The sequence below is a fragment of the Collinsella sp. LCP19S3_B11 genome (assembly GCF_052121915.1).
Taxonomy (GTDB): Bacteria; Actinomycetota; Coriobacteriia; order Coriobacteriales; family Coriobacteriaceae; genus Collinsella.
Genome location: NZ_JBQKDI010000003.1, coordinates 51,859 through 77,512 on the forward strand (window position 1 = coordinate 51,859; position 25,654 = coordinate 77,512).

At 62.6% G+C, this 25,654-nt stretch carries 27 protein-coding genes and 1 tRNA gene; 20 read left to right on the top strand and 8 right to left on the bottom strand.

What is annotated here, in order from left to right:
• The first annotated feature begins 38 nt into the window (after window positions 1-38).
• From ACTQV4_RS02760 to hisE, 10 genes are all read left to right on the top strand, one after another.
• Window positions 39-875 (top strand): sugar phosphate isomerase/epimerase family protein, encoded by an 837-nt coding sequence (locus tag ACTQV4_RS02760; RefSeq protein WP_441062947.1) that lies wholly within the window; start codon window positions 39-41, stop codon window positions 873-875.
• Window positions 876-1,339: 464 nt separating this feature from the next.
• The gene (hisG, locus tag ACTQV4_RS02765) at window positions 1,340-3,055 is read left to right on the top strand and encodes an ATP phosphoribosyltransferase (RefSeq protein WP_441540182.1); all 1,716 of its coding nucleotides are present in this window, start codon (window positions 1,340-1,342) and stop codon (window positions 3,053-3,055) included.
• A 105-nt stretch (window positions 3,056-3,160) separates the two neighbouring features.
• A complete protein-coding gene (gene hisD / locus ACTQV4_RS02770; RefSeq protein ID WP_152067999.1) occupies window positions 3,161-4,597 on the top strand; it encodes a histidinol dehydrogenase in 1,437 nt (478 codons plus the stop codon).
• Window position 4,598: 1 nt separating this feature from the next.
• Window positions 4,599-5,714 carry a histidinol-phosphate transaminase gene (gene hisC, locus ACTQV4_RS02775; protein ID WP_441540183.1) on the top strand — a complete coding sequence of 372 codons (1,116 nt, stop codon included), beginning with the start codon at window positions 4,599-4,601 and terminating at the stop codon, window positions 5,712-5,714.
• Complete coding sequence (hisB, locus tag ACTQV4_RS02780; protein WP_427795451.1) at window positions 5,715-6,302, top strand: imidazoleglycerol-phosphate dehydratase HisB; 588 nt, start codon at window positions 5,715-5,717, stop codon at window positions 6,300-6,302.
• Between the two features lie 137 nt (window positions 6,303-6,439).
• The gene (locus ACTQV4_RS02785; RefSeq protein WP_441569245.1) at window positions 6,440-7,141 is read left to right on the top strand and encodes an imidazole glycerol phosphate synthase subunit HisH; all 702 of its coding nucleotides are present in this window, start codon (window positions 6,440-6,442) and stop codon (window positions 7,139-7,141) included.
• The gene (locus tag ACTQV4_RS02790; protein WP_441569246.1) at window positions 7,138-7,881 is read left to right on the top strand and encodes a HisA/HisF-related TIM barrel protein; all 744 of its coding nucleotides are present in this window, start codon (window positions 7,138-7,140) and stop codon (window positions 7,879-7,881) included. Before ACTQV4_RS02785 ends, ACTQV4_RS02790 begins: the two co-directional genes overlap by 4 nt.
• A 3-nt stretch (window positions 7,882-7,884) precedes the next feature.
• Window positions 7,885-8,667, top strand: a complete 783-nt coding sequence (gene hisF / locus ACTQV4_RS02795) for an imidazole glycerol phosphate synthase subunit HisF (RefSeq protein WP_441564713.1) — start codon at window positions 7,885-7,887, stop codon at window positions 8,665-8,667.
• A gap of 142 nt (window positions 8,668-8,809) precedes the next feature.
• Window positions 8,810-9,139 (top strand): phosphoribosyl-AMP cyclohydrolase, encoded by a 330-nt coding sequence (hisI, locus tag ACTQV4_RS02800; protein WP_154515095.1) that lies wholly within the window; start codon window positions 8,810-8,812, stop codon window positions 9,137-9,139.
• A gap of 46 nt (window positions 9,140-9,185) precedes the next feature.
• Window positions 9,186-9,503, top strand: coding sequence for a phosphoribosyl-ATP diphosphatase (gene hisE, locus ACTQV4_RS02805; protein ID WP_006235893.1), 318 nt, complete (start codon window positions 9,186-9,188; stop codon window positions 9,501-9,503).
• A 110-nt stretch (window positions 9,504-9,613) separates the two neighbouring features.
• Here hisE and ACTQV4_RS02810 read toward each other — a convergent pair whose 3' ends face one another.
• Window positions 9,614-10,525 (bottom strand): PHP domain-containing protein, encoded by a 912-nt coding sequence (locus tag ACTQV4_RS02810; protein WP_441569247.1) that lies wholly within the window; start codon window positions 10,523-10,525, stop codon window positions 9,614-9,616.
• Between the two features lie 339 nt (window positions 10,526-10,864).
• Here ACTQV4_RS02810 and larC point away from each other — a divergent pair, with 339 nt between their 5' ends.
• The 5 genes from larC (at window position 10,865) to ACTQV4_RS02835 (ending at window position 14,772) form a co-directional block, all read left to right on the top strand.
• Window positions 10,865-11,350: a nickel insertion protein gene (larC, locus tag ACTQV4_RS02815; RefSeq protein ID WP_441569248.1), complete on the top strand. Its 486-nt coding sequence runs from the start codon at window positions 10,865-10,867 to the stop codon at window positions 11,348-11,350.
• 59 nt (window positions 11,351-11,409) lie between these two features.
• Complete coding sequence (gene yfcE / locus ACTQV4_RS02820) at window positions 11,410-11,958, top strand: phosphodiesterase (protein ID WP_427718874.1); 549 nt, start codon at window positions 11,410-11,412, stop codon at window positions 11,956-11,958.
• 2 nt (window positions 11,959-11,960) lie between these two features.
• Window positions 11,961-12,821 carry a nucleoside triphosphate pyrophosphohydrolase gene (gene mazG / locus ACTQV4_RS02825; protein WP_441560733.1) on the top strand — a complete coding sequence of 287 codons (861 nt, stop codon included), beginning with the start codon at window positions 11,961-11,963 and terminating at the stop codon, window positions 12,819-12,821.
• A gap of 168 nt (window positions 12,822-12,989) precedes the next feature.
• Window positions 12,990-13,751 carry a hypothetical protein gene (locus tag ACTQV4_RS02830; RefSeq protein WP_441540190.1) on the top strand — a complete coding sequence of 254 codons (762 nt, stop codon included), beginning with the start codon at window positions 12,990-12,992 and terminating at the stop codon, window positions 13,749-13,751.
• A 19-nt stretch (window positions 13,752-13,770) separates the two neighbouring features.
• Complete coding sequence (locus ACTQV4_RS02835; protein ID WP_441540191.1) at window positions 13,771-14,772, top strand: Ppx/GppA phosphatase family protein; 1,002 nt, start codon at window positions 13,771-13,773, stop codon at window positions 14,770-14,772.
• A 149-nt stretch (window positions 14,773-14,921) separates the two neighbouring features.
• Here the strand turns inward: ACTQV4_RS02835 and ACTQV4_RS02840 are convergent.
• Window positions 14,922-15,006 (bottom strand) — tRNA-Leu (locus ACTQV4_RS02840).
• Between the two features lie 31 nt (window positions 15,007-15,037).
• Window positions 15,038-15,661, bottom strand: coding sequence for a hypothetical protein (locus tag ACTQV4_RS02845; protein ID WP_427718884.1), 624 nt, complete (start codon window positions 15,659-15,661; stop codon window positions 15,038-15,040).
• Window positions 15,662-15,824: 163 nt separating this feature from the next.
• Here ACTQV4_RS02845 and ACTQV4_RS02850 point away from each other — a divergent pair, with 163 nt between their 5' ends.
• Together ACTQV4_RS02850 and ACTQV4_RS02855 are read left to right on the top strand one after the other, a co-directional pair.
• Window positions 15,825-16,112, top strand: coding sequence for a PTS sugar transporter subunit IIB (locus ACTQV4_RS02850; protein ID WP_055252380.1), 288 nt, complete (start codon window positions 15,825-15,827; stop codon window positions 16,110-16,112).
• Window positions 16,113-16,123: 11 nt separating this feature from the next.
• Window positions 16,124-16,498: a VOC family protein gene (locus ACTQV4_RS02855; RefSeq protein ID WP_427718886.1), complete on the top strand. Its 375-nt coding sequence runs from the start codon at window positions 16,124-16,126 to the stop codon at window positions 16,496-16,498.
• A 294-nt stretch (window positions 16,499-16,792) separates the two neighbouring features.
• Here ACTQV4_RS02855 and ACTQV4_RS02860 read toward each other — a convergent pair whose 3' ends face one another.
• From ACTQV4_RS02860 to ACTQV4_RS02870, 3 genes are read right to left on the bottom strand one after another with little or no spacing between them, the layout of a single operon-like run.
• Window positions 16,793-18,088: a sensor histidine kinase gene (locus ACTQV4_RS02860; protein ID WP_441560731.1), complete on the bottom strand. Its 1,296-nt coding sequence runs from the start codon at window positions 18,086-18,088 to the stop codon at window positions 16,793-16,795.
• Window positions 18,072-18,857, bottom strand: a complete 786-nt coding sequence (locus ACTQV4_RS02865) for a response regulator transcription factor (RefSeq protein WP_441569249.1) — start codon at window positions 18,855-18,857, stop codon at window positions 18,072-18,074. Before ACTQV4_RS02865 ends, ACTQV4_RS02860 begins: the two co-directional genes overlap by 17 nt.
• Before the next feature lie 18 nt (window positions 18,858-18,875).
• Entirely contained in the window at window positions 18,876-19,418 is a 543-nt protein-coding gene (locus ACTQV4_RS02870; RefSeq protein WP_441560917.1) for a DUF4342 domain-containing protein, read from the bottom strand.
• A gap of 588 nt (window positions 19,419-20,006) precedes the next feature.
• Between ACTQV4_RS02870 and ACTQV4_RS02875 the strand changes: the two genes are divergently transcribed.
• Together ACTQV4_RS02875 and ACTQV4_RS02880 are read left to right on the top strand one after the other, a co-directional pair.
• Window positions 20,007-20,246 carry a hypothetical protein gene (locus tag ACTQV4_RS02875; RefSeq protein ID WP_427748078.1) on the top strand — a complete coding sequence of 80 codons (240 nt, stop codon included), beginning with the start codon at window positions 20,007-20,009 and terminating at the stop codon, window positions 20,244-20,246.
• Between the two features lie 85 nt (window positions 20,247-20,331).
• The gene (locus tag ACTQV4_RS02880; RefSeq protein WP_441569250.1) at window positions 20,332-20,955 is read left to right on the top strand and encodes a metallophosphoesterase; all 624 of its coding nucleotides are present in this window, start codon (window positions 20,332-20,334) and stop codon (window positions 20,953-20,955) included.
• Between the two features lie 115 nt (window positions 20,956-21,070).
• Here the strand turns inward: ACTQV4_RS02880 and gluQRS are convergent, their stop codons facing one another.
• A complete protein-coding gene (gene gluQRS / locus ACTQV4_RS02885; RefSeq protein WP_441560913.1) occupies window positions 21,071-22,081 on the bottom strand; it encodes a tRNA glutamyl-Q(34) synthetase GluQRS in 1,011 nt (336 codons plus the stop codon).
• Window positions 22,082-22,606: 525 nt separating this feature from the next.
• On the opposite strand from gluQRS, the gene ACTQV4_RS02890 reads away from it, so the two are divergent.
• Entirely contained in the window at window positions 22,607-24,550 is a 1,944-nt protein-coding gene (locus ACTQV4_RS02890; RefSeq protein ID WP_441560911.1) for a DUF2207 family protein, read from the top strand.
• 273 nt (window positions 24,551-24,823) lie between these two features.
• Here ACTQV4_RS02890 and ACTQV4_RS02895 read toward each other — a convergent pair whose 3' ends face one another.
• Complete coding sequence (locus ACTQV4_RS02895; RefSeq protein ID WP_427728515.1) at window positions 24,824-25,465, bottom strand: GNAT family N-acetyltransferase; 642 nt, start codon at window positions 25,463-25,465, stop codon at window positions 24,824-24,826.
• Window positions 25,466-25,654: the final 189 nt, after the last annotated feature.

Genomic DNA, 25,654 nt, shown 5'->3' on the forward strand with positions numbered 1-25,654 from the left:
TATATGGAACGGGGCCTCGCTTAGGTTGGAGAGTAATTATGAGCTATCCCCAGCTTGCCGCCATGAATATCAGCCATCGTTATTTTGACCTTGAGGAGTTCTTTTCTTCGGCAGCGGCCTCGGGCTACACGTGTTGCGAGCTTTGGACCGGGGCGATGCATCTGTATGTCGATTGCCATGGATACGATTCGCTCGAGCAGGTGCGGGAGCTATCACAGCGGTATGGGGTTCGGATTGTGGGGCTTTGTCCCGAACAGAACAACCCCAAGCCGTGGAATATCGCGGCGCGCGGGAATGAGGCGCGCGCCCGCACGCTCGCGTACTTTAAGAACGTTGTGGATATCGCGACGGAACTTGGAGCCGAGCAGGTCATGGTCTCGAGCGGCTGGGCATTTTTGAACGAGCCGATCGAGGACGCGTGGGGTCGCAGCGCCTCGATGCTGCGTGCGATTGGCGAGCATGCGGGAGAGCGCGGCGTGCGACTGGTGCTCGAGGCCCTACAGCCGGTTGAGTCGATGATCGTGAACTCGGCGGCCGACACGAAGCGCATGATCGAGGCAGTTGATCATCCGGCACTTAAGGCGTGTCTGGATTTGGGCGCTATGGCGGTGGCAGGGGATACCATCGACGATTATTTCGATCTGCTTGGCGATGATGTCGCCCACGTGCATTTTGTCGATGTTGCGGCAGACGGCACGACGCATCTTGCCTGGGGTGACGGCGACCGCGATATGCGCGCCGACCTGGATAGGCTGGTGGCGCGCGGCTATCGCGGAGTTGTTTCGGCCGAGACCTATGACTGGCGCTATTTTGCCGACCCCGCAGCTGCCGATGCGCAGGTAATGGCAGAGTATCGTCGTGCGATTGGCGCCTAAGTGGGACAGGGCGCCGAGCTGGCGTTTGGCGAATTTTAGTTTGGCGCTCTCTGAGAAATGGGACAGACTTTCCGCTTGAAGCCCAACCGGAAAGCCTGTCCCGGAATGAGCCTCCAGAATGGGATGTACTTTCCGTATGCGGTCCTATCCGGAAAGTACATCCCATTCCAAGCCCAAATTCCGGGACGCACTTTCCGCTGAAGACCTCAACCGGAAACCGCATCCCGTTCTGGACTGTAATTTCGGGGCGCAGTTTCCGCCAGAAGTCTCAACCGGAAACCGCATCCCAGTTTTTGGCCGGCGGGCGGGATGTGCCTCCTCCATTGTTTCCAAATGAATACGCTGTGAGCCGAGGGGGACGGTTCTCCCCGCAAGCACTCTAGTATGCTAAAGTACCCAGAAGACCGGCGGAGCTATGCCGGTCTTCTGTTCTATAAGAAACACAGCATGAGGAGGCTCACCAGATGACGGCCACACCGTGGGGATTCCGGGACATATTGCCCGAGGAGGCTCAGGCACGCGAGGAGATCGCGTATACGGTGAAGGGCTGCTTAAGGGAGCATCATTACCTTCCGGTCGAGACGCCGCTGCTCGAGGACAAGGGTTCGCTCGAGGAGGGCGGCCGCATTGCGGACACGCCGTTTAAGCTCTTTGATGACGACGGTCGCCTGCTGGTGGTCCGTCCCGACAACACGCTGCCGATCGTGCGCCTGGTTTCGACCCGCATGCGTGCGGCCGATCTGCCCCTGCGCCTTCGCTACGAGGCGCCGGTGGTTCGCGAGTGCCAGCGCAATGCCGGTGGCTCGCGTCAGTTTACGCAGCTGGGCTTTGAGCTTATCGGTGCGGGCGATACCGCGGGCGATGTAGAGATTGTTTCGCTGGTGGCCGAGGCCGTGCGTAAGCTGGCGCTTCCCGATGCTCGTATTATCGCAGGTAGCGTGCGTCCTTTTAAGGAGCTGCTCGCGGTGTGCGAGGATCGCGAGCTGGCAGCCGAGGCCCTGCGCTGCGTGCATGCCAACGACTTTGTGGGTCTCGATGCCCGCGTGGCTGCCAGCACCGAGTCTGATGCCGTCAAGGCCGCCATTAGCGAGCTGCCGCGCCTGCACGGTGGTGCCGAGGTGCTCGACCGCGTGGACGCGCTGCTGGAGGCCGCCGGTATCGCCGCGCCGCCGACGCGCGAGCTGCGTGCCCTGGTCGAGGGTTTGGCTCCCGAGGACGCCCAGGTGCTGTCGTTCGATTTCTCCATTATGAACTCTTTCGATTACTACACGGGCCTGGTCTTTAAGGCCTATGCCGGTGGCTTGCCCGATCCGGTCGGTTCGGGCGGACGCTACGACTCCATCTTTACCGGTGCATTTGGCGGCGGCATCGAGGTGCCGGCGGCGGGCTTCGCCTTTTCGCTCGAGCGTTTGGAGGCCGCGCGTACCTCGGCAGAGGACGCTGCTTCCGACGGCGATCACGCCGCGGGCCGTGGCGCCGAGGGTCCGCTGCGCATTGCCGTGCCCAAGGGCTCGCTTAAGGCTGACACGCTCGACGTGCTCGAGGCCGCGGGCCTGGACGTCTCTGAGTTGCGTGACCCCGGCCGTCACCTGATTGTGCGCGGTCGCGACACGCGTGCCGGTGAGGGCACGGTCGGCGATATCGAGTTTGTTATCGTGCGACCCAGCGATGCGCCCGCCTTTGTGGGCTGCGGTGGCGCCGATTGCGGCATCTGCGGCTGGGATTCGCTCATCGAGGCCGACCTCAACCTGCTGCAGCTGGTCGACTTGGGCTATGGCCTGTGCACCTTTATCGAGGCGGAGCCCGCGTGGCGCGCCGGTCAGGCCGAGCGCAACTATGCCCGCCGCGGGTCGCTTCGCGTGGCTACCAAATATCCGCGCATCGCGAGTGCCTGGTATGCCGAGCGCGGTGTGAACGCCGATATCGTCTCGCTGCACGGTAACATCGAGCTGGGCCCCATCGTCGGCATGACCGATCGCATCGTGGATATTACCGCTACGGGTGCCACGCTGCGCGACAACGATTTGGTCATCACCGGCCGCATTATGGACTGCACGGCGCGCTTTTTTGTCAACCCGGGTGCCGCTCGCTTGGATCCGCGCGTACGCAATCTGGCAGATCGCTTGGCGGCGGCCGTTAAGGATAAGCATTTTGAGCCTGTTGCGGGCTCGGCACAATAGCGCGAGCACGCACGGGCGCCCCAACGTCTGGGCTGCGGGCCGATGGGCGCCGCCGCCCGGCCTCTCGTTTTTCGAACACAACCTCGATCGATAGGGGATACCGATATGAAGACTATCAAGCTTGCTCCCGGTGAGCGTCTCGTTACCAACCAGCTCAACCGTAAGGGCGTGCTGCCGCAAAACATCGTCGACGCCGCCCGCGATATCGTGGCCAACGTGCGCGCCAACGGCGATGCCGCGGTGCGCGACTACTGCCAGCGTTTTGATGGTGTTGAGCTGCAGAGCTTCCGTCTGCCGCAAGAGCAGATCGATGCCGCGCTCGAGGGCCTCGATCCGGCCTTTGTCGCGGCGCTCGAGAAGGCTGCGCGCCAGATTCGCGAGTTCCACCAGCGCGAGGTCGAGCAGAGCTGGTTTACCACGCGTGCAGATGGCACCATGCTCGGCGTTAAGGTGACCCCGCTTGCGGCGGCCGGCATCTACGTGCCGGGCGGTCGCGCGCAGTATCCCTCCACGGTGCTCATGAATGCCATTCCCGCCAAGGTCGCCGGCGTCGAGCGCGTGGTCATGGTGACCCCGCCGCAAAAAGATGGCCTGATCAGTCCCTACACGCTCGCGGCGGCAAAGCTCGGCGGCGTGGACGAAATCTATATGGTGGGCGGCGCCCAGGCCGTGGCCGCGCTGGCATACGGTACCGAGACCATTCCTCGCGTCGACAAAATCACCGGTCCGGGCAACGCCTTTGTTGCCGCGGCCAAGCAGATTGTCTCGGGCGACGTGGGCATCGACATGGTCGCCGGTCCCTCCGAGGTCTGCGTGCTGGCAGATGCCACGGCCAAGCCCATGGTGGTCGCGGCCGACCTGATGGCCCAGGCCGAGCACGATCCGCTAGCAGCCTGCTATCTGGTGACCTGCGACGAGCAGTTTGCGCGCGAGGTCGAGGCGGGTATCGACATTTTGGTGGCACAGTCCCCGCGTGCCGAGATCACGCGCGCCTCGCTCGACAACGAGGGCACCATCGTGGTGGCCGCCGATATGGCTGCTGCCGTCGAGGCGGTGAACACCGTGGCGCCCGAACACCTGGAGCTGCACTGCAAGGATGCGATGGGCCTGCTCGGCGGCATTCGCAACGCCGGCGCCATCTTTGTGGGCGCTTGGAGCTCCGAGCCGCTTGGCGATTATGTTGCCGGCCCCAACCACACGCTGCCGACCGGCGGCACGGCCATGTTCTCCAACCCGCTTTCGGTCGAAGAATTCGTCAAGCGCTCGAGCGTCATTTGCTATACGCCCGAGGGCCTGCTCTCGGACGCTCCCGCGACGCAGCGCCTGGCCGAGGCCGAGGGCCTGTGGGCGCACGCGCTTTCCGCCGCGCTGCGTCGCCGTGTGCTGGAGCAGGGCGAGGGTGCCGTGAGTGCTGAGTCTCTGGCCGCGGCCGACCTGACCAAGGTCGCCTGGCCGGGCGACGCCGTGGCGACGGTCGCCGAGGGTGTGGACCTAGCGGCTGCAAGCGCGGATGGCGCTGGCGCGACCGGCGAGGAGGCCTAATATGGCCGAGCTGACGTCTCGCATGAAGGAGCTCGTCCAGCCCTACTTGGCTGGCATTGAGCCCTACAACCCCAACTTTACGCCCACGCGCATCAACCTTTCGGCCAACGAGAACACCTATCCCGTGCCGGCTGGCGTGCGCGAGGCGGTCGACGCCGCCCTGGCTGCCACGCCGCTCAACCGCTACCCCGATCCCATGTCGAACGACCTGCGCGACGAGCTTGCCGCTTGGCATGGCGTGGCGCGCGAGAATATCTGCGTGGGCAACGGCGGCGACGAGCTGCTCTATAACTACCTGCTGGCGTTTGGCGGCGCGGGGCGGACCCTGCTCAACTGCCCACCGTGTTTTAGCGAGTATGCGTTCTTTGCGTCGCTCTGCCAGACCGAGGTGCGCGACGTGTGGCGCGACCCGGCGACCTTTGAGCTCGACCAGGCTGCCGTGCTCGCGGCGGTGCCCGAGTGCAACTTGGCCATTGTGACCTCGCCCAATAACCCCACGGGTGATGTGGCGCCGCTCGACTTTGTCGCGGCCCTGTGCGATGCGTGCCCCGGCATGGTGATGGTCGACGAGGCCTACGTGGAGTTTGCCGATGATTCGTTTGGCGCGGCCACCACAGCGCAGGGACTTATCTCCGAGCATCCCAACCTGGTGATCCTGCATACGCTGTCCAAGGCGTTTGGCGCCGCCGGCACGCGTCTGGGCTATGTGATTGCGGCGCCCGAGGTCATCGACGTGTTCGCGGCGATTCGCCAGATCTATTCGGTCAACGTGCTGAGCCAGGCGGCGGCGCTTGCCTGCGTGCGCGCCCGCGATGCGTATGCGCCCGTGGTGGCACAGGTCGCATCCGAGCGCGAGCGCGAACTGTGTGCCCTGCGCGCAATGGCTGCCGGGGGTCTGCCCGTGGAGGCATGGCCGAGTGCAGCGAACTTTGTGCTCGTGCGCACGCCGCATGCTACGCGCGTGCGTGAGCGCCTGCGCGACGAGTATTCGATTTTGGTGCGCGACTTTAGCTACGCGCCGGGGCTTGCGGACTGTCTGCGCATTACCGTGGGCACCCCGCAGGAAAACGATGAGGTGCTGGCTGCGTTTGCCGCGCTGGTGAAGGAGGAGATGTAGATGAGCCGTTATGCCGAGGTGACCCGCAAGACGGGGGAGACCGATATTGTTGTCAAACTCGACCTGGACGGATGCGGCGTGTGCGATATCTCGACCGGAGTGCCGTTTTTCGACCACATGCTCAACGCCTTTGGCCGCCATGGCCTGTTTGATTTGACGGTGCATGCAGTAGGCGACGTGGAGGTCGACGCGCACCATACCGTCGAGGACACGGGCATTGTGCTGGGTGAGGCGTTTTGCCAAGCGCTGGGCGACAAGGCGGGTATTACGCGCTTTGCAGACGCGGCGATTGCCATGGACGAGACGCTCGTGATGGCCGCCGTGGACATTTCGGGTCGCGGCCAGGCCTACTGCGAGCTGCCCGTGCCGACCGAACGTGTGGGCAGCTTCGATACCGAGCTGGCCGTCGAGTTCTTCTATGCCTTTGCGCGCGATGCCAAGCTCACGCTGCACGTGCGCGAGCTCGCAGGCGGCAACTCGCATCACATTATCGAGGCCGCCTTTAAGGCCGTGGGCCGCACGATGCGCCACGCCTGCGAGCTCGATCCCCGCGTGCAGGGCATCCCCAGCACCAAGGGCTCGCTGTAGCCTGCCAAAAAGGGACAGGTTTATTTTGGCAGGTTTTATCTGCGGAAATGTTGTCTCATACGGTGGGTGAACGTTTAACCGACCAAAATAAACCTGTCCCTTTTTGGCAGGTTTTGAATGGGAAAAAGGAGGGTCGCGTGGGCGAACCGAAGATCGTGGTGGTCGACTACCACAAGGGCAACTTGTCGAGCGTCGTGCGCGGGCTTGTGCGCGCCGGTGCCGCCGCCTGCACGTCGGACGACCCGGAGCAGATCCGCCGCGCCGACGGCCTGGTCATCCCGGGCGTGGGTGCGTTCTATGACGCGATCGCCTTTATGCGCCAGAGCGGCGAGGCGGACGCGGTGCTCGACGCCGTTGCCGCCGGAACTCCGCTGCTCGGCATCTGCCTGGGCCTTCAGCTATTTTTTGAGCGCGGCAACGAGGGCGTGCCTGCGGACGAGGGCGCGGTCGCCGACGGCAGCGCCCCCGAGCAGGCTGGCGGTCCCTGGGTCGATGGCCTGGGCATTATGCGCGGTTCGTGCACGCGCTTGGGGTCGAGCCGACTGAAGGTGCCGCACGTGGGCTGGGACCAGGTGCACATGACGCCCGCCGGTGCGGCCGATCCGCTGCTTGCCGGTTTTGCCGAGGGTGCCAACATGTACTTCACCCACAGCTACGCGGTGGCTGACGACGCCGATGCCGCCGATGTGCTGGCGTGCACACACTATACGCGGAGCTTCCCGTGCATCGTGCGCCATGGCAACGTGTGGGGCTGCCAGTTCCATCCCGAGAAATCCTCCGCGCTGGGTCAGCGCATCCTTAAGAACTTTGTGAGCATCGTCGAGGAGGTTGGCCGATGATCCTGTTTCCCGCAATCGATCTGATCGGCGGCAAGGTCGTGCGCCTGGAGCGCGGTGACCGCAGTCGCTGCAAGGTATATTCCGACGACCCCGTGGCCGTTGCCCGCTCGTTTGCCGAACAGGGCGCGAACTGGGTGCACGTCGTCGACCTGTCCGCTGCCTTTGGCGAGGACGAGGGCGCACGCGCTGCCAACTCGGCGGCGATTAAGGCCATCTGCGGCGTCGACGGTCTGTCCGTGGACGTGGGCGGCGGCGTCCGCTCGCTTGCGCGCATCGACGAGTTGGCGGGCTACGGCGCATGCCGTATCGCGCTGGGCACCGTGCTGGTGACCGAGCCGGGTTTTGCCGAAGTGGCAGCCCAAGGCTTTGGCGAGTTGCTGGTGGCAGACATCGCCGCGCGCGACGGTCAGGTCAAGGTGAACGGCTGGCGCGACGGCGCAGGTGTGGCGCTCGACGATGCCGTGGCGCAGCTTTCCGAGCTGGGCTTTAAGCATCTGGTGTATACCGACATCGCGCGCGATGGCATGCAGACGGGTATCGATGTGGCGGCGTATCGCCATGTGGCCGAGGTCGCGGGCTTTCCCGTCGTGGCTTCGGGCGGCATCTCGACGCTCGACGACATCCGCGCACTGGCCGCGGTGGGTGAGGGCGCGATTGAAGGCGCCATTACCGGCCGTGCGCTCTACGAGGGCAACTTTACGCTGGCCCAGGCGCTGGCCGCCGCCCGAGGGGAGGAGTAGCCCATGCTTACCAAGCGCGTAATTCCCTGTCTGGACGTCAAGGACGGCCGCGTGGTCAAGGGGGTTAACTTTGTGAGCTTGCGCGATGCGGGCGATCCGGTGGAACTGGCGCGTGCCTACGACCGCGAGGGTGCGGACGAGGTCGTCTTCCTGGACATTACCGCGACGAGCGACAACCGTGCGACGACCATCGAGATGGCGGCGCATGCGGCCGAGGAGCTCGCCATTCCCTATACCGTGGGCGGCGGCTTTCGCGACCTGGCGGGCATGCGCACCATGGTTGCCGCCGGTGCCGACAAGGTGTCGCTCAACTCGGCGGCCGTGCGCGATCCGTCGCTGATTAGCCAAGCTGCCGCGGCGTTTGGCAGCCAGGCCGTGGTCGTGGCGATCGATGCCAAGCGCGTCGGTTTGCCCGGCGCACCCAGTGCCGACAAGTGGGAAGTCTTCACGGCGGGCGGTCGCAACGCCACGGGCATCGACGCGGTGGCGTGGGCCGAGGAGGCGGCTCGTCGCGGCGCCGGCGAGATCTTGCTCACCAGCATGGACCGCGACGGCACCAAGGCCGGTTTTGATTTGGCGCTCACCCGCGCCGTAGCCCGCGCGGTGCCAATCCCCGTCATCGCGAGCGGCGGCGTGGGCACGCTCGAGCATTTTGCCGAGGGCGTGATCGAGGGCGAGGCCGACGCCGTGCTGGCGGCGAGCGTCTTTCACTTTGGAACCTTCAGCATTCGCCAGGTGAAGGAGTATATGGCCTCTCAAGGCATCCCTGTCAGGTTGGACTTCTAGCGCTGCGGCTTGCCCAGGCACCCGACCTTCCGGCTCCAACCCTCCTCGCGTACTTAAGTACGCGTCGTCGGGCTTGTCGCTCGGAATCTCGGGCACCTGGACAACCCTCGCCGACCTGCGAAGTTTGAATTTGGGGAGAGAAATGGAAGAGATAACCGATCCTTCAAAGCTTGCGTACGACGCCCGCGGGCTGATTCCTTGTGTGGTTCAGCAGTATGACACCGGCGAGGTGCTCATGGTTGCCTGGATGAACGAGGAGTCGGTGGGGCTGACGCTCAAGACCGGCACCACGTGGTTTTGGAGCCGCAGTCGCCAGGAGCTCTGGAACAAGGGCGCGACGAGCGGCAACATGCAGGAGGTTCGCGAACTCTGGGCCGACTGCGATAGCGATACGCTGCTGGTCAAGGTTGACTCGCCGGGTCCGGCCTGCCATACCGGCAACCGTACCTGCTTCTTTAAGAAACTCGCGTAGGGCGGGCGCTCGACCAGGCGCTTGGCCGACCAGAAAGGATTGAACCATGGGTGTGCGTACCGCAAATGTTCAGGATGGAAATATCGGCGAGACGCTAACGGGACTGGCCGAGGTGATTCACGGTCGTCGCGATGCGTCGCCGCAGGAAAGCTATACCGCTCGACTGCTGACCGATGTGGAGGACGAGCTGCTCAAGAAGCTTGCCGAGGAGGCGAGTGAGGTGATCATGGCCTGCAAGGATAACGACCACGATCACATTCGCTACGAGGCTGGCGACCTGGTCTACCACCTGCTCGTGACGCTTGAGCGCTACGGCATTACCCTCGACGAGCTGGCCGGCGAACTCAACGCCCGCCGCCACTAGTCGTTAAAGAACGTCCCCGATGACCATAGAAGTTGCGGTGGAATAGTTCTTGTTTGACGGTCTTAGGGCTATAAACAGGAGCTATTTCACCGCAACTTATGAAGGGATGGCTAGGCGAGGGGTGTGGACTCCCATTCGCCGGTGGGGTGGGGGATGTCGAAGGTTCGGTAGCCGCAGTCGTAGGCATGGGCTTGGGCCTCGCGGATATTCCAGCAAATATCACAGGCGCGGTGCGCATCCGAGCCAAAGGTAATGGGCGCCTCGGCATGGGCAAAGCAGCGCAAAAGGCCGGTCGCGGGATAGTAGTCGTCGAGCCCCTTGCGCGGTGCGGCGGTCGAGACCTCAACGCGGCGGTCCGTATCGTGCGCACACTCGGCCATCTGCCGCCAAAACGGCGCGGGGTCAAAGTCGGGCGCAAAGCCTTCCTTCGAAAAGCGCATGACCAGGTCGGGGTGAGCCATCACATCAAAGTTGAGCGAGCTTTCGCAGGCGCGGCACCAGTCATCGACATAGCACTCCCACACGCCGCGCACGCCCAGGTTTTCCCAAACGTGCAGGTTGATGTCGTCGTCGATCCAGCCGCAGCGTGAGTCAGGCGTATCGGGGCGTGCGACGCCCTCTGTCCCCGTCGCGCCCGCAGCGCCTGCCATGATATTGCCCGGGTTACCAATCCAATGCACGCTGCCCAGGCGTACGACGGCGCCCCGGGACCAGCGCTCAACCAAAGGCTCGCAGCCTTCGTACCAATCGCACTCAAAGCCATAGACAAGCTCGAGCTCCGGCGCAATCTGCGCGGCAAGCTTGCGGGCATCCTCAAAAGCCAGACGATGCGTCGGCAGGTCGCCCTCGACAACCTGCACCTCGCAGGTGGCATCCATACTGGCAGGCAGGGTAAGGTGATCGGTCGAGACCATGGTGCGGCAACCGGCTGCAGCAGCGGCGCGGACGTTGTCTTCAAACGAGGCGTGTCCGTCCGAAAACGAGGTGTGAGTATGGCAATCGACCAGCGGGCAGGCAGGCATGGTGGCTCCTTTACGTCAAGCGAATCTGCTCCATTGTAACGGCGCGGCCCCCAGTGCGATGTACGCGCCGGGGGCCGAAATCGACTGGAAAGGACGGGCGGCGCATAAGGGCGGGCTCGCGACATCGGCCTTGCTTCGAATCATGTACCTCAGCCTCCAAAACTGACAAAAAATGACATGTTTGGAGGCTGATGTACATGTTTGGCCGAGGCGGTGGAGTGACGGTTTCTTACGGACAAGGAAAATCGCGCTCATCGCGCGCCGCCACACTTGCGCCGCTCGCGATGTGCTAGCGTTTGGGTGAATAAAACGAGCCCGTGCGGAAAGGAGCCGGACCGTATGCAACGTGGAACTACATCTCCGCTGTCCTGCGAGACCGATGCGCCCGAAACCATCGTCAAGCTGGAGTGCGACATCGACGACGCGTCGCCCGAGGTGCTCGCCTACGCCGCCGACCGCCTGCGCGAGGCCGGCGCGCGCGAGGTGCACTGGCTGCCCCTCTATTGCAAGAAAGGCCGCCCTGGCTGGCAGTTGCAGGTAATCTGCACCCACGAGGATATCGAGCGCCTGCAGATGATCATCTTTTTGGAAACCACGACCAATGGCATCCGCCGCCAGGTTATGGAGCGCGTTTGCCTGCCGCGCTACTTTGAGCGCGTAACGACGCCGTGGGGCGAGGTGTCCGTCAAGGTGGCCACCTTGCCCGACGGCAGTGAGCGCGCGGCGCCCGAGTACGAAGACTGCGCCCGCCTTGCCCGTGAGCACAATGTGCCGCTCCAACGCGTGATGCAGGCGGCCCAGAGCGCGGCACTGCGATTTGAATAACGCGGCTGGTGGCGACATTCCGCGCTCGGCCACGTCAACCCCACCCCGAAAGGACCTCCATGAAATACCTCATCGCGTCTGACATCCACGGCTCGGCATATTGGACCGAGCGCCTCCGCGCCGCCATCGAAGCCGAGCAGCCCGACCGCATCGTCCTGCTGGGCGACCTGCTTTATCACGGTCCGCGCAACGACCTGCCGCGCGACTATGCTCCCAAGCGCGTGATTCCGTTGCTCAACGCCCTGGCCGACCGCATTATCGCGGTGCGCGGTAACTGCGACGCCGAGGTCGACCAGATGGTTCTCGACTTTCCCGTCATGGCCGACTACGCCACACTGTTCGACGAGGTCGGCCGCGAGCTGTTCCTGACGCACGGCCACGTCTTTGGCGCCGGCATGCACAACAGCGTCGACCACGCGCCCGCGCTGCCCGAGGGCTCCGCGCTCGTCTACGGCCACACGCACGTCAAGGTCAACGAGGAAAGCACCGCGCACCCGGGTCTGTGGCTCTTCAATCCCGGTAGCGTGAGCATCCCCAAGGACGGCACGCACAGCTATGGTATCTACGAGGGCGGCGCGTTCCGCCATGTGATCATGGAGGAGGACTAACCATGGCCGAGCACATGGCTCAGCAAAATGCCGAAGGTTCGCGCGACCTGTCCACGCTGGTCGATGCATCGGCCGAGTTACAACATCTGGTACAGACTATCTGGCGCCTGCGTCAGCCCGACGGCTGCCCGTGGGACCGCGAGCAGACGCACCAGAGCATTGGCAAGAACATGATCGAGGAGGCCTACGAGGCGCTCGACTGCATCGAGGCGGATGACGCGGCCCATCTTCGCGAGGAGCTGGGCGATGTGCTCATGCAAGTCGTGCTGCATGCGCAGATTGCGGCGGACGCCGGCGAGTTTACGCTGGCCGACGTGGCGCGCGATATCGACGCCAAGCTCATTCGCCGCCATCCGCACGTGTTTGGCAATGTGGATGTCGACAACTCCGACGAGGTGCTCAAGATTTGGGACGAGGTCAAACTTGCCGAGAAGGCCGCCAAGGACCAGGCCGTGGCGGCGGGCGAGGCTGCGCCCGAGGGCCTGCTCGACGGCGTGCCCACGCATCTGCCGGCGCTGATGCAGGCTCAGAAGGTGTCGCGCAAGGCGGCTGCCGTGGGCTTTGAGTGGGATACGGTCCAGGACGTGTGGGACGAGGTCGCCGAGGAACGTGCCGAGTTTGAGGCCGAGGAACCCGGCTCGCCCGAGCGCGAGATGGAGTTTGGCGACCTGCTCTTTGCCCTGGTCAACGTTGCGCGCAAGGAGGGCATCGACGCCGAGAGCGCCCTTCGTGCCAGCACGGCAAAGTTCCGCCGCCGTTGGGCCGCAATGGAGCAGATGGCGGCCGATGCCCATGTTGATCTTGCCGAGCTTTCGACCCACGGGCTCAACGACCTGTGGGATGCCGCAAAGGCAGAGGAGTAGGACACGGTGTTGGTCGGCGGGGCGTAAGGGCGGCGCCCCGTCGACTTGCCCGTTGGCGACCACGCGCGCTCGAGTAATGGATTTGTCCTACGGCTCGTCCGGCTGGTCCGCCCGCGTGCTATAACTAAAGGACTTAGCGCAAACAAACCTCAACCGCACAAGGCGCACATGGATCAGTTTTACGACAACAGGCACTATTCCGCCGGTTCGCGCGAACCGTCACCTCGCCGTGCGCATTCGGTGCAGCTTGGCGGGTCTGGTTATGCTGGCGCTGATCGCTCCAGGTATAGCTCGCCGGCGACTTCGCATCCTAATGCTCAGCCAAATAGTTCCTCGGACAGTCCGGTGCGCCCATCGCGTTCCAAGCATGCGTCGCGCCCTTCGACCCAGGCGTCCGACAAGCCGCGCCGTCCCTCAAGCCGTCTTTCGGGCTCGGACTTTATGCACTACGCCAACGATAACGCGGTGGTCAAGGCAATCTATGATTTTACCCACGGTCCCCAGCGAGGGCTGTTTGTTGGCATTGTCGTCGCCCTGGCGCTCGTGAGCCTGTACTTCCCGGTGCGCGACCTGTATGTGGCAAAACGCTCGAGCGACATCTTGGCCAAGCAGGTCGAGATTCGCGAGCAATATAATGACGACCTGCAAAAAAGCGTCGACAAGCTGCTCTCGGAGGAGGGCATTAAGGACGCGGCGACCGAGGACCTGGGTCTGGTGATGCCCGGCGAGAAGAGGATTGAAGTGCAGGGCCTGGACGACGATTCCGATACCTCGTCGAGCCAGAAGTCGTCGAACGCCAAGAAGGCCAGCGAAGTTGCCAAGGAAATCGAAGAGGTCGGCAAGGACGCGCCGTGGTACATCCAGACGCTCGACATGCTGTTTGGATTTAACGGCGTCGAGGGCCAGGCAGTCGTGTCCAATGGCGAGTAGCGCCCGGAGGGGGGCCGCAATGACGAATTGCAAACGATATAAGGTGGCGGCGATTGACCTGGGAACGGTGTCGTCGCGACTGGTGCTGGCCCAGGTCGAGGACGGGGCGATCGTGGAATCGTCCAAGCATACCGAGATTACCGACTTGGGCGAGGGCGTGGACGCAACGGGGCGCTTTTGCGAGGCGGCCGTTGGGCGCGTGCTCGCTGCGTGCCGAATGTTTGTGGACGAGGCCCGTGCCTTTGGGGCCGCGTGCATCTGCACCACGTGCACGAGCGCCGCGCGCGATGCGTCCAATGCCGCGCTGCTGCTGGACGGCCTGCGCGAGCTGGGGCTCGAGCCGCAGGTGATTCCGGGCGAGGTCGAGGCGCGCCTGACGTTTTTTGGCGTGGCGCACGACTTTGCCGGCGAGCGCATCATTGTTGCCGATTCGGGTGGCGGATCCACGGAGCTCGCGACGGGCGTCTATGCGCCGGAGCGTGGGATCTTTGCGCTGGAGGGAACGCGCTCGCTGGACATCGGTTGTCGCCGCGTGACGGAGCGGTTTTTCTCGGCGCTGCCGCCAACGGGCAGCGAGCTTGCCGCCGCTGGCGCGTGGGCAAACGAGCAGTTTGCGGGCTACTTTAAGAGCTTGCCGGTCGACTTTGAGCGAGCCGAGCGCCTGGTCGCGGTGGGTGGCACCGTCACCACGCTCGTTGCGCTCGTTCACGAGCTGGAGCCGTATGATTCGAGTTTTGTGCACCTGCGCGAGCTTTCGCTGGACCAGGTTTCGGCCGCTATCGAGCGCATGTCCTCGCTGGATGTCGCGGGCATCGCCGCGTTGCCAGGCGTGCAACCCAAGCGTGCGGGCGTGATCCTGGCTGGTGCTGTGGTGATTCGCGAGCTCATGCGAGCCGGCGGCTACGACGCGCTCACTGTAAGCGAGAACAGCCTGCTCGCCGGAATGGCCGCCACCATCAACGAGGTTCTCGACGGCGCGACCCCCACCATCGCCTGGACCCCCAGCCTCAGCGTCCTTTAACTATCCCCTCATAAGTTGCGGTGAAATAGTTCCTAAATGGGCTGATAAACTGCCAAAACAGGAACTATTCCACCGCAACTTAGAGGCTTGACGGTGTCCAAAAGAAACGAGCCCGCATTCCAAAGGGACACGGGCTCGTAAACAATACGTGGTAGGGGCGGTGGGACTCGAACCCACAATCCTTGCGGCGAGAGATTTTAAGTCTCCTGCGTATGCCAATTCCGCCACGCCCCCGTAAGACTAGAAGTCTAGCACAAGCCGTCCGTTACGCGTTGACGGCCATCGAGTGTTGGCCCGACTTTTCGAGGAACTCTTGGAACTTTGCCTCGTCGCCCTTGTTTTGGTACTGCAGGGCCAGCAGGTACTCCAGTCGGCAGCGCTTGACCGGGTCGTTGCCGACATCCTCGAGCATGCGCTCCAGCTCGGGAATGTCGTTGTGGCGCTTGAGGATCATCGTGTCGTACATCAGCTGGCATTCGTGCGCGACTGCCTCGGCTTGGCCACCCTCAAAGCCCTTGATCTCGTGCAGCAGCTCCTTGGACTTTTTGCGGTCCTCCTGGCCAACGTAGTAGTTAAAGGCCTTGATCACCAGATCGACGCGCTGCATCTTGGGCAGGTTGAGCCCCAGCAGCAGGTCAAACATCTCGTCGGCGCGCTCGTGGTCCTCGCGCAGCAGATAGGAGTTCAGGCGCAGGTAGTCGCGGTTGTAGCGCGGGTACAGCATGCTGGTGAGTTTGCCGTCGAGCAAACGATCGAACTCGTCCCACTGTTTGGCGGCCATGAGCCGCTGCAGGCGTTTAAACGTGGTGCGTTTTTTGATGCTAAAGAGCAGCGACACGGCGATACAGATGACAACGACGACGGTCCAGAGTGTGCGGGAATCGGGCATATTGAGCTCCTCGGTCGCTCGTAAAACAAGCGGTATGACAAAACCTACTAGATGTATTATACGCAGCGTGCAAGCAAACTGGCACAAAAGTGCATCGAGGCCGAGCGCCATCGCTCGCTGCGGTACACTTACCTAAAGTAAACCATGAAGGGAGACATTACCTATGAAGAAGATCGTTTTGGCTTGCGGTGCTGGCGCTGCTACTTCCACGCTCGTTGCCCAGAAGGTCGCCACCATGCTCGACGCCAACGGTTACGCCGGCAAGTATGAGATCGTGCAGTGCGCCATTTCCGAGGCCAAAGACGCTTGCGACGAGGGCGCCGACCTGCTGATCGCCACCACCGTTGCCCCCGAGGGCCTCACCTGCCCGTACGTGAGCGGCGTGCCCTTTATGACCGGCATGAACCGCGTCGCTGCCGAGAAGGCCGTTCTCGACGTCATGGCTCAGTAGACGCTGCCTGTATGAACGAGCAGAACGCCAACCCGGTCGAGCTCTTTGGCATGCGCGTTGCCCATGTGGGCATTAACGCCACCGACCCGGCAGACGCTCTGGAGATCGCGGAGCTGTTCTCGACGATGATGGGCCTGCCCGTCAGCGAGACCCCGATTTCGTACTTTAATGACTCGCTGGTCGAGATCATGAAGCAGAACGGTCGTGGCGCCAAGGGCCACATAGGCTTTGCCGTCAACGACATCGATGCTGCCGAGAAGTGGTTTGCCGAGCACGGGCTCGAGGTCAACGAGGAGTCGCGCGTGCTGCTGCCCGACGGCGGCACCAAGCTTGTGTACTTTAAGCGCGAGTTCGCCGGCTTCGCCGTGCACCTGTGTCGCGAGTAGCGCGCAAGCTGCTATAACGAAAAAAGGGATAGGGCCGCATGGACCTATCCCTTTTTTATGCCGAGGGGGCGACCTTTTGAGGGGACATGAAATCGGGGTCTAATACTTTTCCCGAGAAGTGAACGAGCAGAATTGGACCCCCGAAGGATCGACACTTTGAGGGTACCGTTTCCTGCGGTTTTGATGCTGGAATCCTGCGACTTTCCCGTCGAAAAATGTGGATGCTTCAGGGGTCCAAATACGCTCGTTCACTTCTCTGGAAAAGTATTAGACCTCGATTCACGAGGGGGCTTCCTACCGTGGCAGGCGAATCGTAAAGCGGCTACCGACGCCCTCGACCGAGGTCACGCCAATGGCGCCGCCATGGCTATCGACAATCCACTTAGCAATGGCAAGCCCCAGGCCCGAGCCCTGCGCGCCGGCATCGCGTGCGTTGTCGGCGCGGTAGAACCGTTCAAACGCGTGAGCTGCGGACTCCTGGTTCATACCGATACCTTCGTCCTCAACACTTATGTCGATCGTGCCCGTGCCCGTATCGGGAGTTATGGCAAACGTGACGGTCGTTCCCGCGTTCGAATACTTGGCGGCGTTCTGCACGATCACGCGCAGAGCCTGCTTCACAAGCGCCACGTCGACAGGTGCGTCGCAGCGCGGATCGTTGGCAAATGCAGCGTCAAAAGCCAGCCGATACGTGTGCGCGGCGTCGATCATCTGCGACTCCTCGCACACCTCGCCGACTAGTGCGGCCAGGTTGGTATGCGCACGCCGCAGGACCGTGCGCCCGGCATCGCCGCGTGCCAAAAACAGCAGCTGCTCCACGAGCTCCTGCATATGCTCGCTTTCGGCCTTGAGGGACGCGATGGATTCCGCCAGCACGTCCGGGTCGTCTTTGCCCCAGCGGTCGAGCATGTTTACGTAGCCCTGAATCACCGCGATGGGCGTGCGCAGCTCGTGGCTTGCATCGTTGACAAAGCGCATCTGCTGCAGCTTGGCCTCTTGCATCTGGCGCAGCAGCCGGTTGAGCGCGACCTCGATGCTTGCCAGGTCGGCGTCGCCGGTGGTGACGCTTGGCGAGTCGACACTCGCGCGCTCGATGGCCTGCTCCAGTGTTTCCATCTTGCCGCCGGAGAGTTGCGTGCGGCCGAGTTCGTCCACGCGCAGGGCCAAGTCGTTGAGCGGTGCCATGGTGCGACGCACGTGCCTCGCGCCGCCGAGCATGTTGAGCACGCTGATGACCTGCCAACCCACAACGACAAGGTAGAGAGGCCATAGCGTGACGAGGTCCTGCGCGAGGGGGAAGGTCTTGGTGGTACGCGCAAGTTCGACGGTATAGGTGAGCGTTGTCAGGTCCCAGTCGCGCGCGGGCTTCAGCGACATGCCGTGAACGGCGGCGCCGGGGATCCATCCTGCGGTAAACGCGCCGTCGGGCAGCGTCTGGTTGTATCCATAGACGAGGATCGCCGCCGCAATCACCATCAGCAGCAGATCGAGCCAGACGTAGCTCATCAGGCGGCGCCATATATAGCTCCAGTTGATGGCGCGGGCGATGGAGGTGACACGCTTGGCCTCGGCGTTACGCACGGCAGGCATAGCCCACCCCGCGTACGGTCTGGATGATGCGGGCGCCGCCGGCGTCCTCGATCTTGGCACGCAGGTGCGCGATGTGCACGTCGACGTTGTTGGTGTCGCCCACGTATTCGTAGCCCAGCGCCTCGTGCGCGATGCGCTCGCGTGTGAGCACGGTTTCGGCATGTGCCATAAGCAGGGCGAGAACGTCGAACTCGCGGGCCGTGAGCGCGATGGGCGAGCCGCCGACCGTGACTTCGCGGCGGTCGGGGTCGAGCACGACCGAGCCCACGGTGAGCGCGGCGGGGGAGGGCGCGACGGAAGCCTTGGTCGACTCGCTGACCGGGGGTACCGCAGCGGCGTCGCCGCCCGCGCCGCCCGCCATGCCCGCCCCAGCGCCGGCGCCGCCAACGCCCGAAGCCGCCCGCACGGCCTCCGCGCGCTTCAGCGCCACGCGAATCCGTGCGAACAGCTCCTCAATCGCAAACGGCTTGGTCAGGTAATCGTCGGCACCGGCATCGAGCCCGGCCACCTTGTCCATCACAGTATCGCGCGCGGTGACCATAATCACCGGCACATCCTTGTGCTTGCGGACGCGCCGCAGGACCTCCATGCCGTTGAGCTGCGGCAACAGCACATCGAGCAGAATCAGATCGTAGTCGCGCTCCAGCGCCAAGTCCACGGCGGTGCGGCCGTCGGCGGCGTGCTCCACCTGGTAGCCCTCGTGCTCCAGCTCGAGCGTCACAAAGCGGGCGATTTTCTCCTCGTCCTCTACGATCAGGATCCGTGCCATGCGTGCCCCCGTCTGCGATTACTTGTCGTCGTTCAGATTTTGCTTGATGTCGTCCGCGGCGTCGGCGGCGTGATTCATAAGGTTGTTGATGCTGCCGGGCACGTCGCCGTCGCTGTCGATGCGGTAGCGCATGCCAAAGAACAGACCAATCAGCATGAGCCATATCGTGGCGCCCCAGGCAAACAGGGCGACGATGGGGATCAGAATGGGAATGTTGAGGATGATGGCGTCGCGGCGCGTGGCGATAAACTTGGTGTCCAGGCTCAGACGGAAGAGCTTTTTGAGGTACTCCCACACGCTGTCCATCTTCTTGGAGAAGTCGGTCTTTTCGCTCGACTTTTCGTAGGCGGCCTGCGCGGCGACCATTTCGGCCGAGGGCTCATCGACTGGCGCGGCCTCGGTGGCGGCATGCGCCGACGTGGTCTGGGTCTTGCCCTGCGACTCAAGCCAAATGATGGCATCCAGAACGTTGCCGTCGGTGGCGTCGAGCGCGGCCTTGGCATCGGTGTAGCTCACGTTGCACTTGGTGCGGATGGTTTCAACTTTTTCGAGGTCGTCCATGACCTGTCCTTTCGTTCGATGGGCGCGACGTCGGGCGATCTGCCCGGGCGCGAGCGTTGCGTTCGCGATCTGCGTTGCGCGGCGCCGCCCCGCCCTTGGTCGAACTTTATAGTGCAGGTTATAGATTAAGCGATTCTTGAGCCAAGATTAATGTTGGATGAGTTTTTGGGTGGTGTGAGGGAGGAGCGGAATGTTTCTATTGGGTTGCGCGGGGGAGAAACGACTCGCCTTTTAGACTGCTGCCGACGAGGTCTAATACTTTTCCGAGAAGTGAACGAGCTAAATCGGACCCCCGAAGCATCGACACTTTAGAGGTGCCGTTTCCTGGGGTTTCGGTGCTGGAATCCTGCGATTTTGACGACGAAAAATGTGGATGCTTCAGGGGTCCTAAAACAGACGTTCACTTCGCGGAAAAGTATTAGACCTCGATAGCGGGGGATGGGGTGCCGGTGCAAAACGGCGTTAAGGGTTGGTCGAGCAGGCGGTTTCTCCATTGATGTCCGCACGGCATGTGACACTTATCCTGCCGCCCTGCTCTGCCGCGGCGGCATGTACCCAAACAACTGCCCTCTAAGGAGTTCGATATTGATGAGTGACAACACCAAGCATCTCGCAAAGAAGTGCGTCAAGGACGCGGGGCCGTGCCTCGCGCTGTGCGTGGTCGGCGCAGCGGTCGCGCTGTTGGCTGTTCTGGGACCATTCGACGTGCTCCGAAGTGCCGGTTCTCTGCGCGTTTGCATGGCCCTTGCCGGCGCTATGATGACCGGCGGCGTGCTCGATCTGATTTTTTGGGTGCTTGATCCGTTTGGATGGAAGAACGAGGGATAAGCCCTAAGGGATGGAAGGGCTGGAACGGTTGGCTTAGTGATCGTGCAGAATGCGGTCTAGCGACTTACAGGGAAGTGGTAATCCGATGACGGTCTATGTGACGGGCGATATTCACGGCGGCCTCGACATGCAAAAGCTGCGCGACTGGGATCTTGGGGATAGTCTGACGAGCGACGACCATCTGATTGTCGCGGGCGACTTTGGCTTTCCGTGGGATTTCTCTGCCGAGGAATGCATCGATATCGCCTGGCTGGAATCGCGTCCCTATACCGTGCTGTTCGTCGACGGCAATCACGAGCGTTTCGATCACTGGGCGGAGCGTCCCATGGAGCTGTGGCACGGTGGGCTAACGCAACGCCTGTCGGATACCTCTCCCATACGGCGCCTGACGCGCGGCGAGGTTTTTGAGCTCGACGGCTCAACGATCTTTACCATGGCCGGCGCCACGAGCGTGGATAAGGAATACCGCATTCCCTATTCCAGCTGGTGGCCACAGGAGCTGCCGGACGAGCGCAACTTTGAGGAGGCGCGGACAAAGCTCGACAGCGTGGGCTGGAAGGTTGACTACGTGGTCACCCACACCTGCTCTACGCGCATGCTTTCGCCCACGCTCTATCCGGGGCCTGGCTGGAATTACCCCGCCGTTGATCGGCTTACGGCATTTTTCGATGAGCTGGAAGACCGCTTGGACTACAAGCGTTGGTACTAGGCATTTTCATCGGGATGCCAACCCTGCCGAGCGCCATACCGTGCTCTACGACTGCATCGTTCGCTTGGGCGACGAACTCCAGCCCTGGGACGTTGCGTAGGGGCGAGGTATTTGGCTACTCGTCCGTTACAGCGATGTTCTTGCGGTGCGCGCGGATGACATTCCAGCTAAAGTGCTCGACCAGCTGCTCGGCAGAGCGCGGCGTGGTGTCCGGCGCGATGCCCGTTTGCCCGGCGAGCCATCCCAGCAGTGCCTCGGGCGTGCCAAAGCGTGCGCGTAGCTCGCCCAGGTCCAGATCGCGGTCGCGCTTGGAAAGGCGGCGGCCGTCTGGCGACACGAGCAGCGGAATGTGCGCGTAGTGCGGCGTGGGAAGTCCCAGCAGATGCTGCAGATAGATTTGGCGGGGCGTAGAGCCCAGCAGATCGCATCCGCGCACGACCTCGGTGACGCCCATGGCAGCGTCGTCGACCACCACGGCTAGCTGGTAGGCAAAAACGCCGTCGCTGCGGCGCACCAAAAAGTCGCCGCACTCGGTGGCGAGTGCCTCGCATTGGGCTCCGTACGTGCGGTCAACGAATTCGATCACGTCGCCGGCGAGGTCGTCGACGGCGGGCACGCGCAGGCGCGTGGCGGGAGCGCGCAGGGCACTGCGGCGGGCAACCTCCTCGGCAGAAAGGCCTCGGCAGGCGCCGCGGTAGATGGGCGTGCCGTCGCTGGCATGCGGCGCGCTCGCGGCGTGGAGCTCGGCACGCGTACAAAAGCAGGGATAGGTGAGGTCGACGTCATTCAGCCGGCGCAAGGCGCTCTCGTACAGGTCCAGACGATCGTGCTGGTAGTAGGGCCCTTCGTCCCACTCAAGCCCTAGCCAGGCCAGGTCGTCAATCAATTGAGCGGCAAGTTCCGGGCGCTTGCAGCGATCGTCCAGGTCCTCGATGCGCAACACGATGCTGCCGCCTTGGCTGCGGGCCGAAAGCCACGAGCACAGGCAGCTGAACACGTTGCCCAGGTGCATGCGGCCCGAGGGCGACGGGGCAAAACGGCCTACGACAGGTACAGGAACGGAGGCGGGCGGCGTTGTTGGTGCGTTCGCGGCGGGCGTTGCTATGTTGCGTGCGTTGATATCCATGCGGACGAGTATAGCGCGGGGCGCGATGGGGAGGCGTCACTGTGGTCCGCAAGTTGTCGAGGCCCCGCATTGCGTATGGTGGGCCGCAGGCTCGGTGCTTTGATTCCTGTCGATCAACTCAGTACCTTAGACAACAGAAACCCCGGCAGCTCTTCGCAACTGCCGGGGTTTCCGCGGAAAAGGGGGACATGATCCTCGAGCGAACGGCAAAGGGGCAAACCGGTTTCGCTCAACTGCTTTATGCCCCTCGGCTGGCGGCTCAATCAGCGCGTGCCGCGCCCACACAAAGCTGCTACACCTGTGACGGAGCTGTGAAGTGGCATCTATTGCTGGCGCGGGCCATGCCAAGGGTGTCCCTCATGACTAGTCATTTAAGAACGTCCCCAATGACTACCCAATGATTAGCTGCTGGCGGCAGGCATGACTTTCATCCCGTTTGGCGCTCCGGTCGCCTAGATGTTCGTCATGTGTACCCGCAAACGTGGGACAATGGCGCTGTTGGTTTTACAGACAAAGGATGTGCCTATGAACGCCCCCGTTGCCAATGCTTGTCGGCAGCGCTGCCCGTTTGCGCGATTTGCTTCCATTTGCGCACTCGTCGCGTGCGTGCTGCTGCTGTTGCCCGCCGTTGCACGTGCCGACGGGTATTCCATGACCCAAACCTATATCGGTGCCACGGTTGAGGCCGATGGGTCGCTGACCGTTGTCGAGGGACGCCAGTTTGATTTCGACGACGACATCAACGGCGTGTATTGGGATATCAATACGGGCACCAACCAGCAGGGTAGTACGGCGGGTGTCGATGTGCTGAGCGTCGAGGAAGATGATGCCGCGTTTAGCAGGGTTGACTATGCAAACAAAGGCGACAACGGCGTCTATACGGTTGAGCAGTCAGACGGCGGCGTAAAGATCAAGGTGTTCAGCCCCCACGAGAGCGGCGACAGCGCGATCTATTACGTGAGCTACACCATGACCGGTGCGGTTATGAACTGGTCCGATACCGCCGAGCTCTACTGGAAGTTTGTGGGCGACGGCTGGTCTGCGGACTCCGATGACGTCGAGATGGAAGTTTACTTCGCAAATGCCGCTGCCGGAACGGCGGCCGTCAAGGGCGATAACTTCCGTGCATGGGGCCACGGTCCGCTCACGGGCGACGTGTCGCTCGACGCGGACGAGCCCATGGTCACCTATACCATACCCTGCGTGCATCAGGGCGAATTCGCCGAGGCGCGCATCGCCTTCCCCGGCGATTGGGTGCCGCAGCTCGCCGCCTCGGGCAAGGAACGCATGTCGACAATTCTGAGCGAGGAGAAGGCGTGGGCCGAGGAGGCCAACGCCCGCCGCGCTCACGCCCGCATGATCGCCAATGCACTTGCCGTGGTTAGCGTTGTCGCGGCGGTGGCCTTTACCGGCACAATCGTCGTGCTCAAGTTGCGCAAGCGCAAGCCCAAACCGCTGTTCCAGGACGAATACTTCCGCGACGTGCCCTCGGCCGACCATCCCGCCGTGCTTTCGGCCCTCATGAGCTGGAACGAGGTGCCCGATCAGGCATATATCGCTACGCTCATGAAGCTCACCGACGATCGCGTGATCAAGTTAGAGGAGGCAATCGCGACCAAGGGCAAGAAGGGCCTGCTCCATCGCGAAAAAGAGGAACAGACGTATCGTGTGACGGTGAGTGATGCGGGCTGGAGGTCGGCCAAGGGCATTGACCGCATGGTGCTCAAGGTTTTCTTTGCCGGTGCTAAGCCCGACGAGAACGGCGATCGCTCGCGCACGTTTGACGAGCTGCAACACTATGTTAAGCAGCACGCTACGCCCGTGGGCGACAAGCTCAAGGACTATCAGAGCACCGTTAAGGGCAAACTGGCCGATAGCGAGTACGTTGCCTCGGACGGCATTGTCGCAATGGTGTTTTGCCTGGTTCTTGGTACTCTGATCGCCTTTGTTCCCGTGGGATCCATCTTCTTTACCGACGGCGCACAGGTGAACATTGTCGCCGCGGTTATCTCGGTGCCGATTGTGCTGGTGGGTATTGGCGTGGGCCTTACGTTCCGCCGCCTTACGCCGGAGGGCGCCGAGGTGGCGGCTCGCTGCAAGGCGCTCAAGCATTGGCTCGAGGACTTCACGCGTCTAAAGGAAGCCGTCCCCGGCGATCTGGTGCTGTGGAATAAACTTCTGGTGATGGGTGCGGCGCTGGGCGTTTCCAAGGAAGTTCTGCGTCAGCTTGCCGAGGCCGTGCCGCCCGAGGTGCGCGAGGCCGACGGCTTCTACGACAATTACCCCTGCTACTGGTGGTACTACCATCACTACGGAAACCAGTCTCCGCTCGATTCGTTCGATGGCGTGTATCACGAGAGCATCCGTGAGCTGGCTTCGAGTTCCGATAGCTCGAGCGGCGGCGGCGGTGGTGGCTTCTCGGGCGGCGGGGGCGGCGGCGTCGGCGGAGGCGGCGGCGGAACGTTCTAGCGGTCCTAAAATATGGGATGGGCTTTTCTCGGCAGCCGTCGGGGAAAGCCCGTCCCCTTTTTATGCGCCAAAATGCGCCGATCTTTTACTTTTGCCCACCGCTATTTGCAGACTCCTCTATAGGGTGATGCCAGCGAGGGTTTCGGTGACTCTTTTGTTCAAGACTGTCCCCGGCGACTAGTCATTTAAGAACGTCCCCAACGACTAGGTGTGGTTGCTGCCAAGGAGTGTCCCGGGGTGCCAGCACAAAGGGGACGTCCCTAACTGCCGGTTTTAGGCTGTCAGGTCGAGTTCGTAGAGGAAGCTTTCGCGCGGCATGTCGTGGCGGCGCTCTTCGCGGTTGGCGCGGTGCGTGGCCGTGCGCTTAAAGCCGTGCAGCTCGTAGAACTTCCACGAGCAGTTGGAGTCGGTATACAGGTGCGCTCTCGACGCTCCGCGCGAGGACAGGTGCGAGACCGCGGCATCGAGCAGAACCGAGCCAACGCCCAGGCCGTGGACATCGCGATCCACGGCAAGCAACGTGACCTCGTTGTCATGCGGCAGCGGGCTGCTCTCGAGCAGGCGGTTGTTGGTCCGAATGGTGGCGCGCACAAACGAGAGATACTCGGCACAGGCATCGGGCTCCAGCTCACGCATCTGCGACAGCAATGCGCGTTCGGTATCCATCCAATGCTCCTTAACGGTGGCGCCGCTGCTTTGCCCCGCACGTGCGAGTGCAATGCCGCGCGCCTGGCCGTCGATTACGGCGACCTGCGAAAACGTCGAGGAAGAAAGGCAATAGGCAAGATCGCACGCGGCCTCAAGGCGGTTGTACTCTTCGTTATCCGAATTGTTATGCCAAAGCTGCTGCAAGATCAGCGCGATGGCGTCGAAGTCTTCGGTATCAAACGGTCGGTAGAGAACCCGCGAGACCATAGTGCCTCTTTCTATTGCGGATGCATATCGAGCACAGTTCTACCATGCCATTGGCATCTAATTATGGTGCCCCTGTGTTCCATCAACTCACCGTGCCCAGTGGCGCTCCTGCAACCCCCGCTCGCAAGCTTTTTCTGCACATGCGCCCGTTACGGGGTGCATCGATGCGCTCGATGCGCTACATTGAAT

What these genes read in the sequence shown, in the direction of transcription:
- ACTQV4_RS02760 (WP_441062947.1), top strand. Translation starts at nt 39, where the DNA reads ATGAGCTATCCCCAGCTTGCCGCCATGAATATCAGCCATCGTTATTTT.
- hisG (WP_441540182.1), top strand. Translation starts at nt 1,340, where the DNA reads ATGACGGCCACACCGTGGGGATTCCGGGACATATTGCCCGAGGAGGCT.
- hisD (WP_152067999.1), top strand. Translation starts at nt 3,161, where the DNA reads ATGAAGACTATCAAGCTTGCTCCCGGTGAGCGTCTCGTTACCAACCAG.
- hisC (WP_441540183.1), top strand. Translation starts at nt 4,599, where the DNA reads ATGGCCGAGCTGACGTCTCGCATGAAGGAGCTCGTCCAGCCCTACTTG.
- hisB (WP_427795451.1), top strand. Translation starts at nt 5,715, where the DNA reads ATGAGCCGTTATGCCGAGGTGACCCGCAAGACGGGGGAGACCGATATT.
- ACTQV4_RS02790 (WP_441569246.1), top strand. Translation starts at nt 7,138, where the DNA reads ATGATCCTGTTTCCCGCAATCGATCTGATCGGCGGCAAGGTCGTGCGC.
- hisF (WP_441564713.1), top strand. Translation starts at nt 7,885, where the DNA reads ATGCTTACCAAGCGCGTAATTCCCTGTCTGGACGTCAAGGACGGCCGC.
- hisI (WP_154515095.1), top strand. Translation starts at nt 8,810, where the DNA reads ATGGAAGAGATAACCGATCCTTCAAAGCTTGCGTACGACGCCCGCGGG.
- hisE (WP_006235893.1), top strand. Translation starts at nt 9,186, where the DNA reads ATGGGTGTGCGTACCGCAAATGTTCAGGATGGAAATATCGGCGAGACG.
- ACTQV4_RS02810 (WP_441569247.1), bottom strand. Translation starts at nt 10,525, where the DNA reads ATGCCTGCCTGCCCGCTGGTCGATTGCCATACTCACACCTCGTTTTCG.
- larC (WP_441569248.1), top strand. Translation starts at nt 10,865, where the DNA reads ATGCAACGTGGAACTACATCTCCGCTGTCCTGCGAGACCGATGCGCCC.
- yfcE (WP_427718874.1), top strand. Translation starts at nt 11,410, where the DNA reads ATGAAATACCTCATCGCGTCTGACATCCACGGCTCGGCATATTGGACC.
- mazG (WP_441560733.1), top strand. Translation starts at nt 11,961, where the DNA reads ATGGCCGAGCACATGGCTCAGCAAAATGCCGAAGGTTCGCGCGACCTG.
- ACTQV4_RS02830 (WP_441540190.1), top strand. Translation starts at nt 12,990, where the DNA reads ATGGATCAGTTTTACGACAACAGGCACTATTCCGCCGGTTCGCGCGAA.
- ACTQV4_RS02835 (WP_441540191.1), top strand. Translation starts at nt 13,771, where the DNA reads ATGACGAATTGCAAACGATATAAGGTGGCGGCGATTGACCTGGGAACG.
- ACTQV4_RS02845 (WP_427718884.1), bottom strand. Translation starts at nt 15,661, where the DNA reads ATGCCCGATTCCCGCACACTCTGGACCGTCGTCGTTGTCATCTGTATC.
- ACTQV4_RS02850 (WP_055252380.1), top strand. Translation starts at nt 15,825, where the DNA reads ATGAAGAAGATCGTTTTGGCTTGCGGTGCTGGCGCTGCTACTTCCACG.
- ACTQV4_RS02855 (WP_427718886.1), top strand. Translation starts at nt 16,124, where the DNA reads ATGAACGAGCAGAACGCCAACCCGGTCGAGCTCTTTGGCATGCGCGTT.
- ACTQV4_RS02860 (WP_441560731.1), bottom strand. Translation starts at nt 18,088, where the DNA reads ATGCCTGCCGTGCGTAACGCCGAGGCCAAGCGTGTCACCTCCATCGCC.
- ACTQV4_RS02865 (WP_441569249.1), bottom strand. Translation starts at nt 18,857, where the DNA reads ATGGCACGGATCCTGATCGTAGAGGACGAGGAGAAAATCGCCCGCTTT.
- ACTQV4_RS02870 (WP_441560917.1), bottom strand. Translation starts at nt 19,418, where the DNA reads ATGGACGACCTCGAAAAAGTTGAAACCATCCGCACCAAGTGCAACGTG.
- ACTQV4_RS02875 (WP_427748078.1), top strand. Translation starts at nt 20,007, where the DNA reads ATGAGTGACAACACCAAGCATCTCGCAAAGAAGTGCGTCAAGGACGCG.
- ACTQV4_RS02880 (WP_441569250.1), top strand. Translation starts at nt 20,332, where the DNA reads ATGACGGTCTATGTGACGGGCGATATTCACGGCGGCCTCGACATGCAA.
- gluQRS (WP_441560913.1), bottom strand. Translation starts at nt 22,081, where the DNA reads ATGGATATCAACGCACGCAACATAGCAACGCCCGCCGCGAACGCACCA.
- ACTQV4_RS02890 (WP_441560911.1), top strand. Translation starts at nt 22,607, where the DNA reads ATGAACGCCCCCGTTGCCAATGCTTGTCGGCAGCGCTGCCCGTTTGCG.
- ACTQV4_RS02895 (WP_427728515.1), bottom strand. Translation starts at nt 25,465, where the DNA reads ATGGTCTCGCGGGTTCTCTACCGACCGTTTGATACCGAAGACTTCGAC.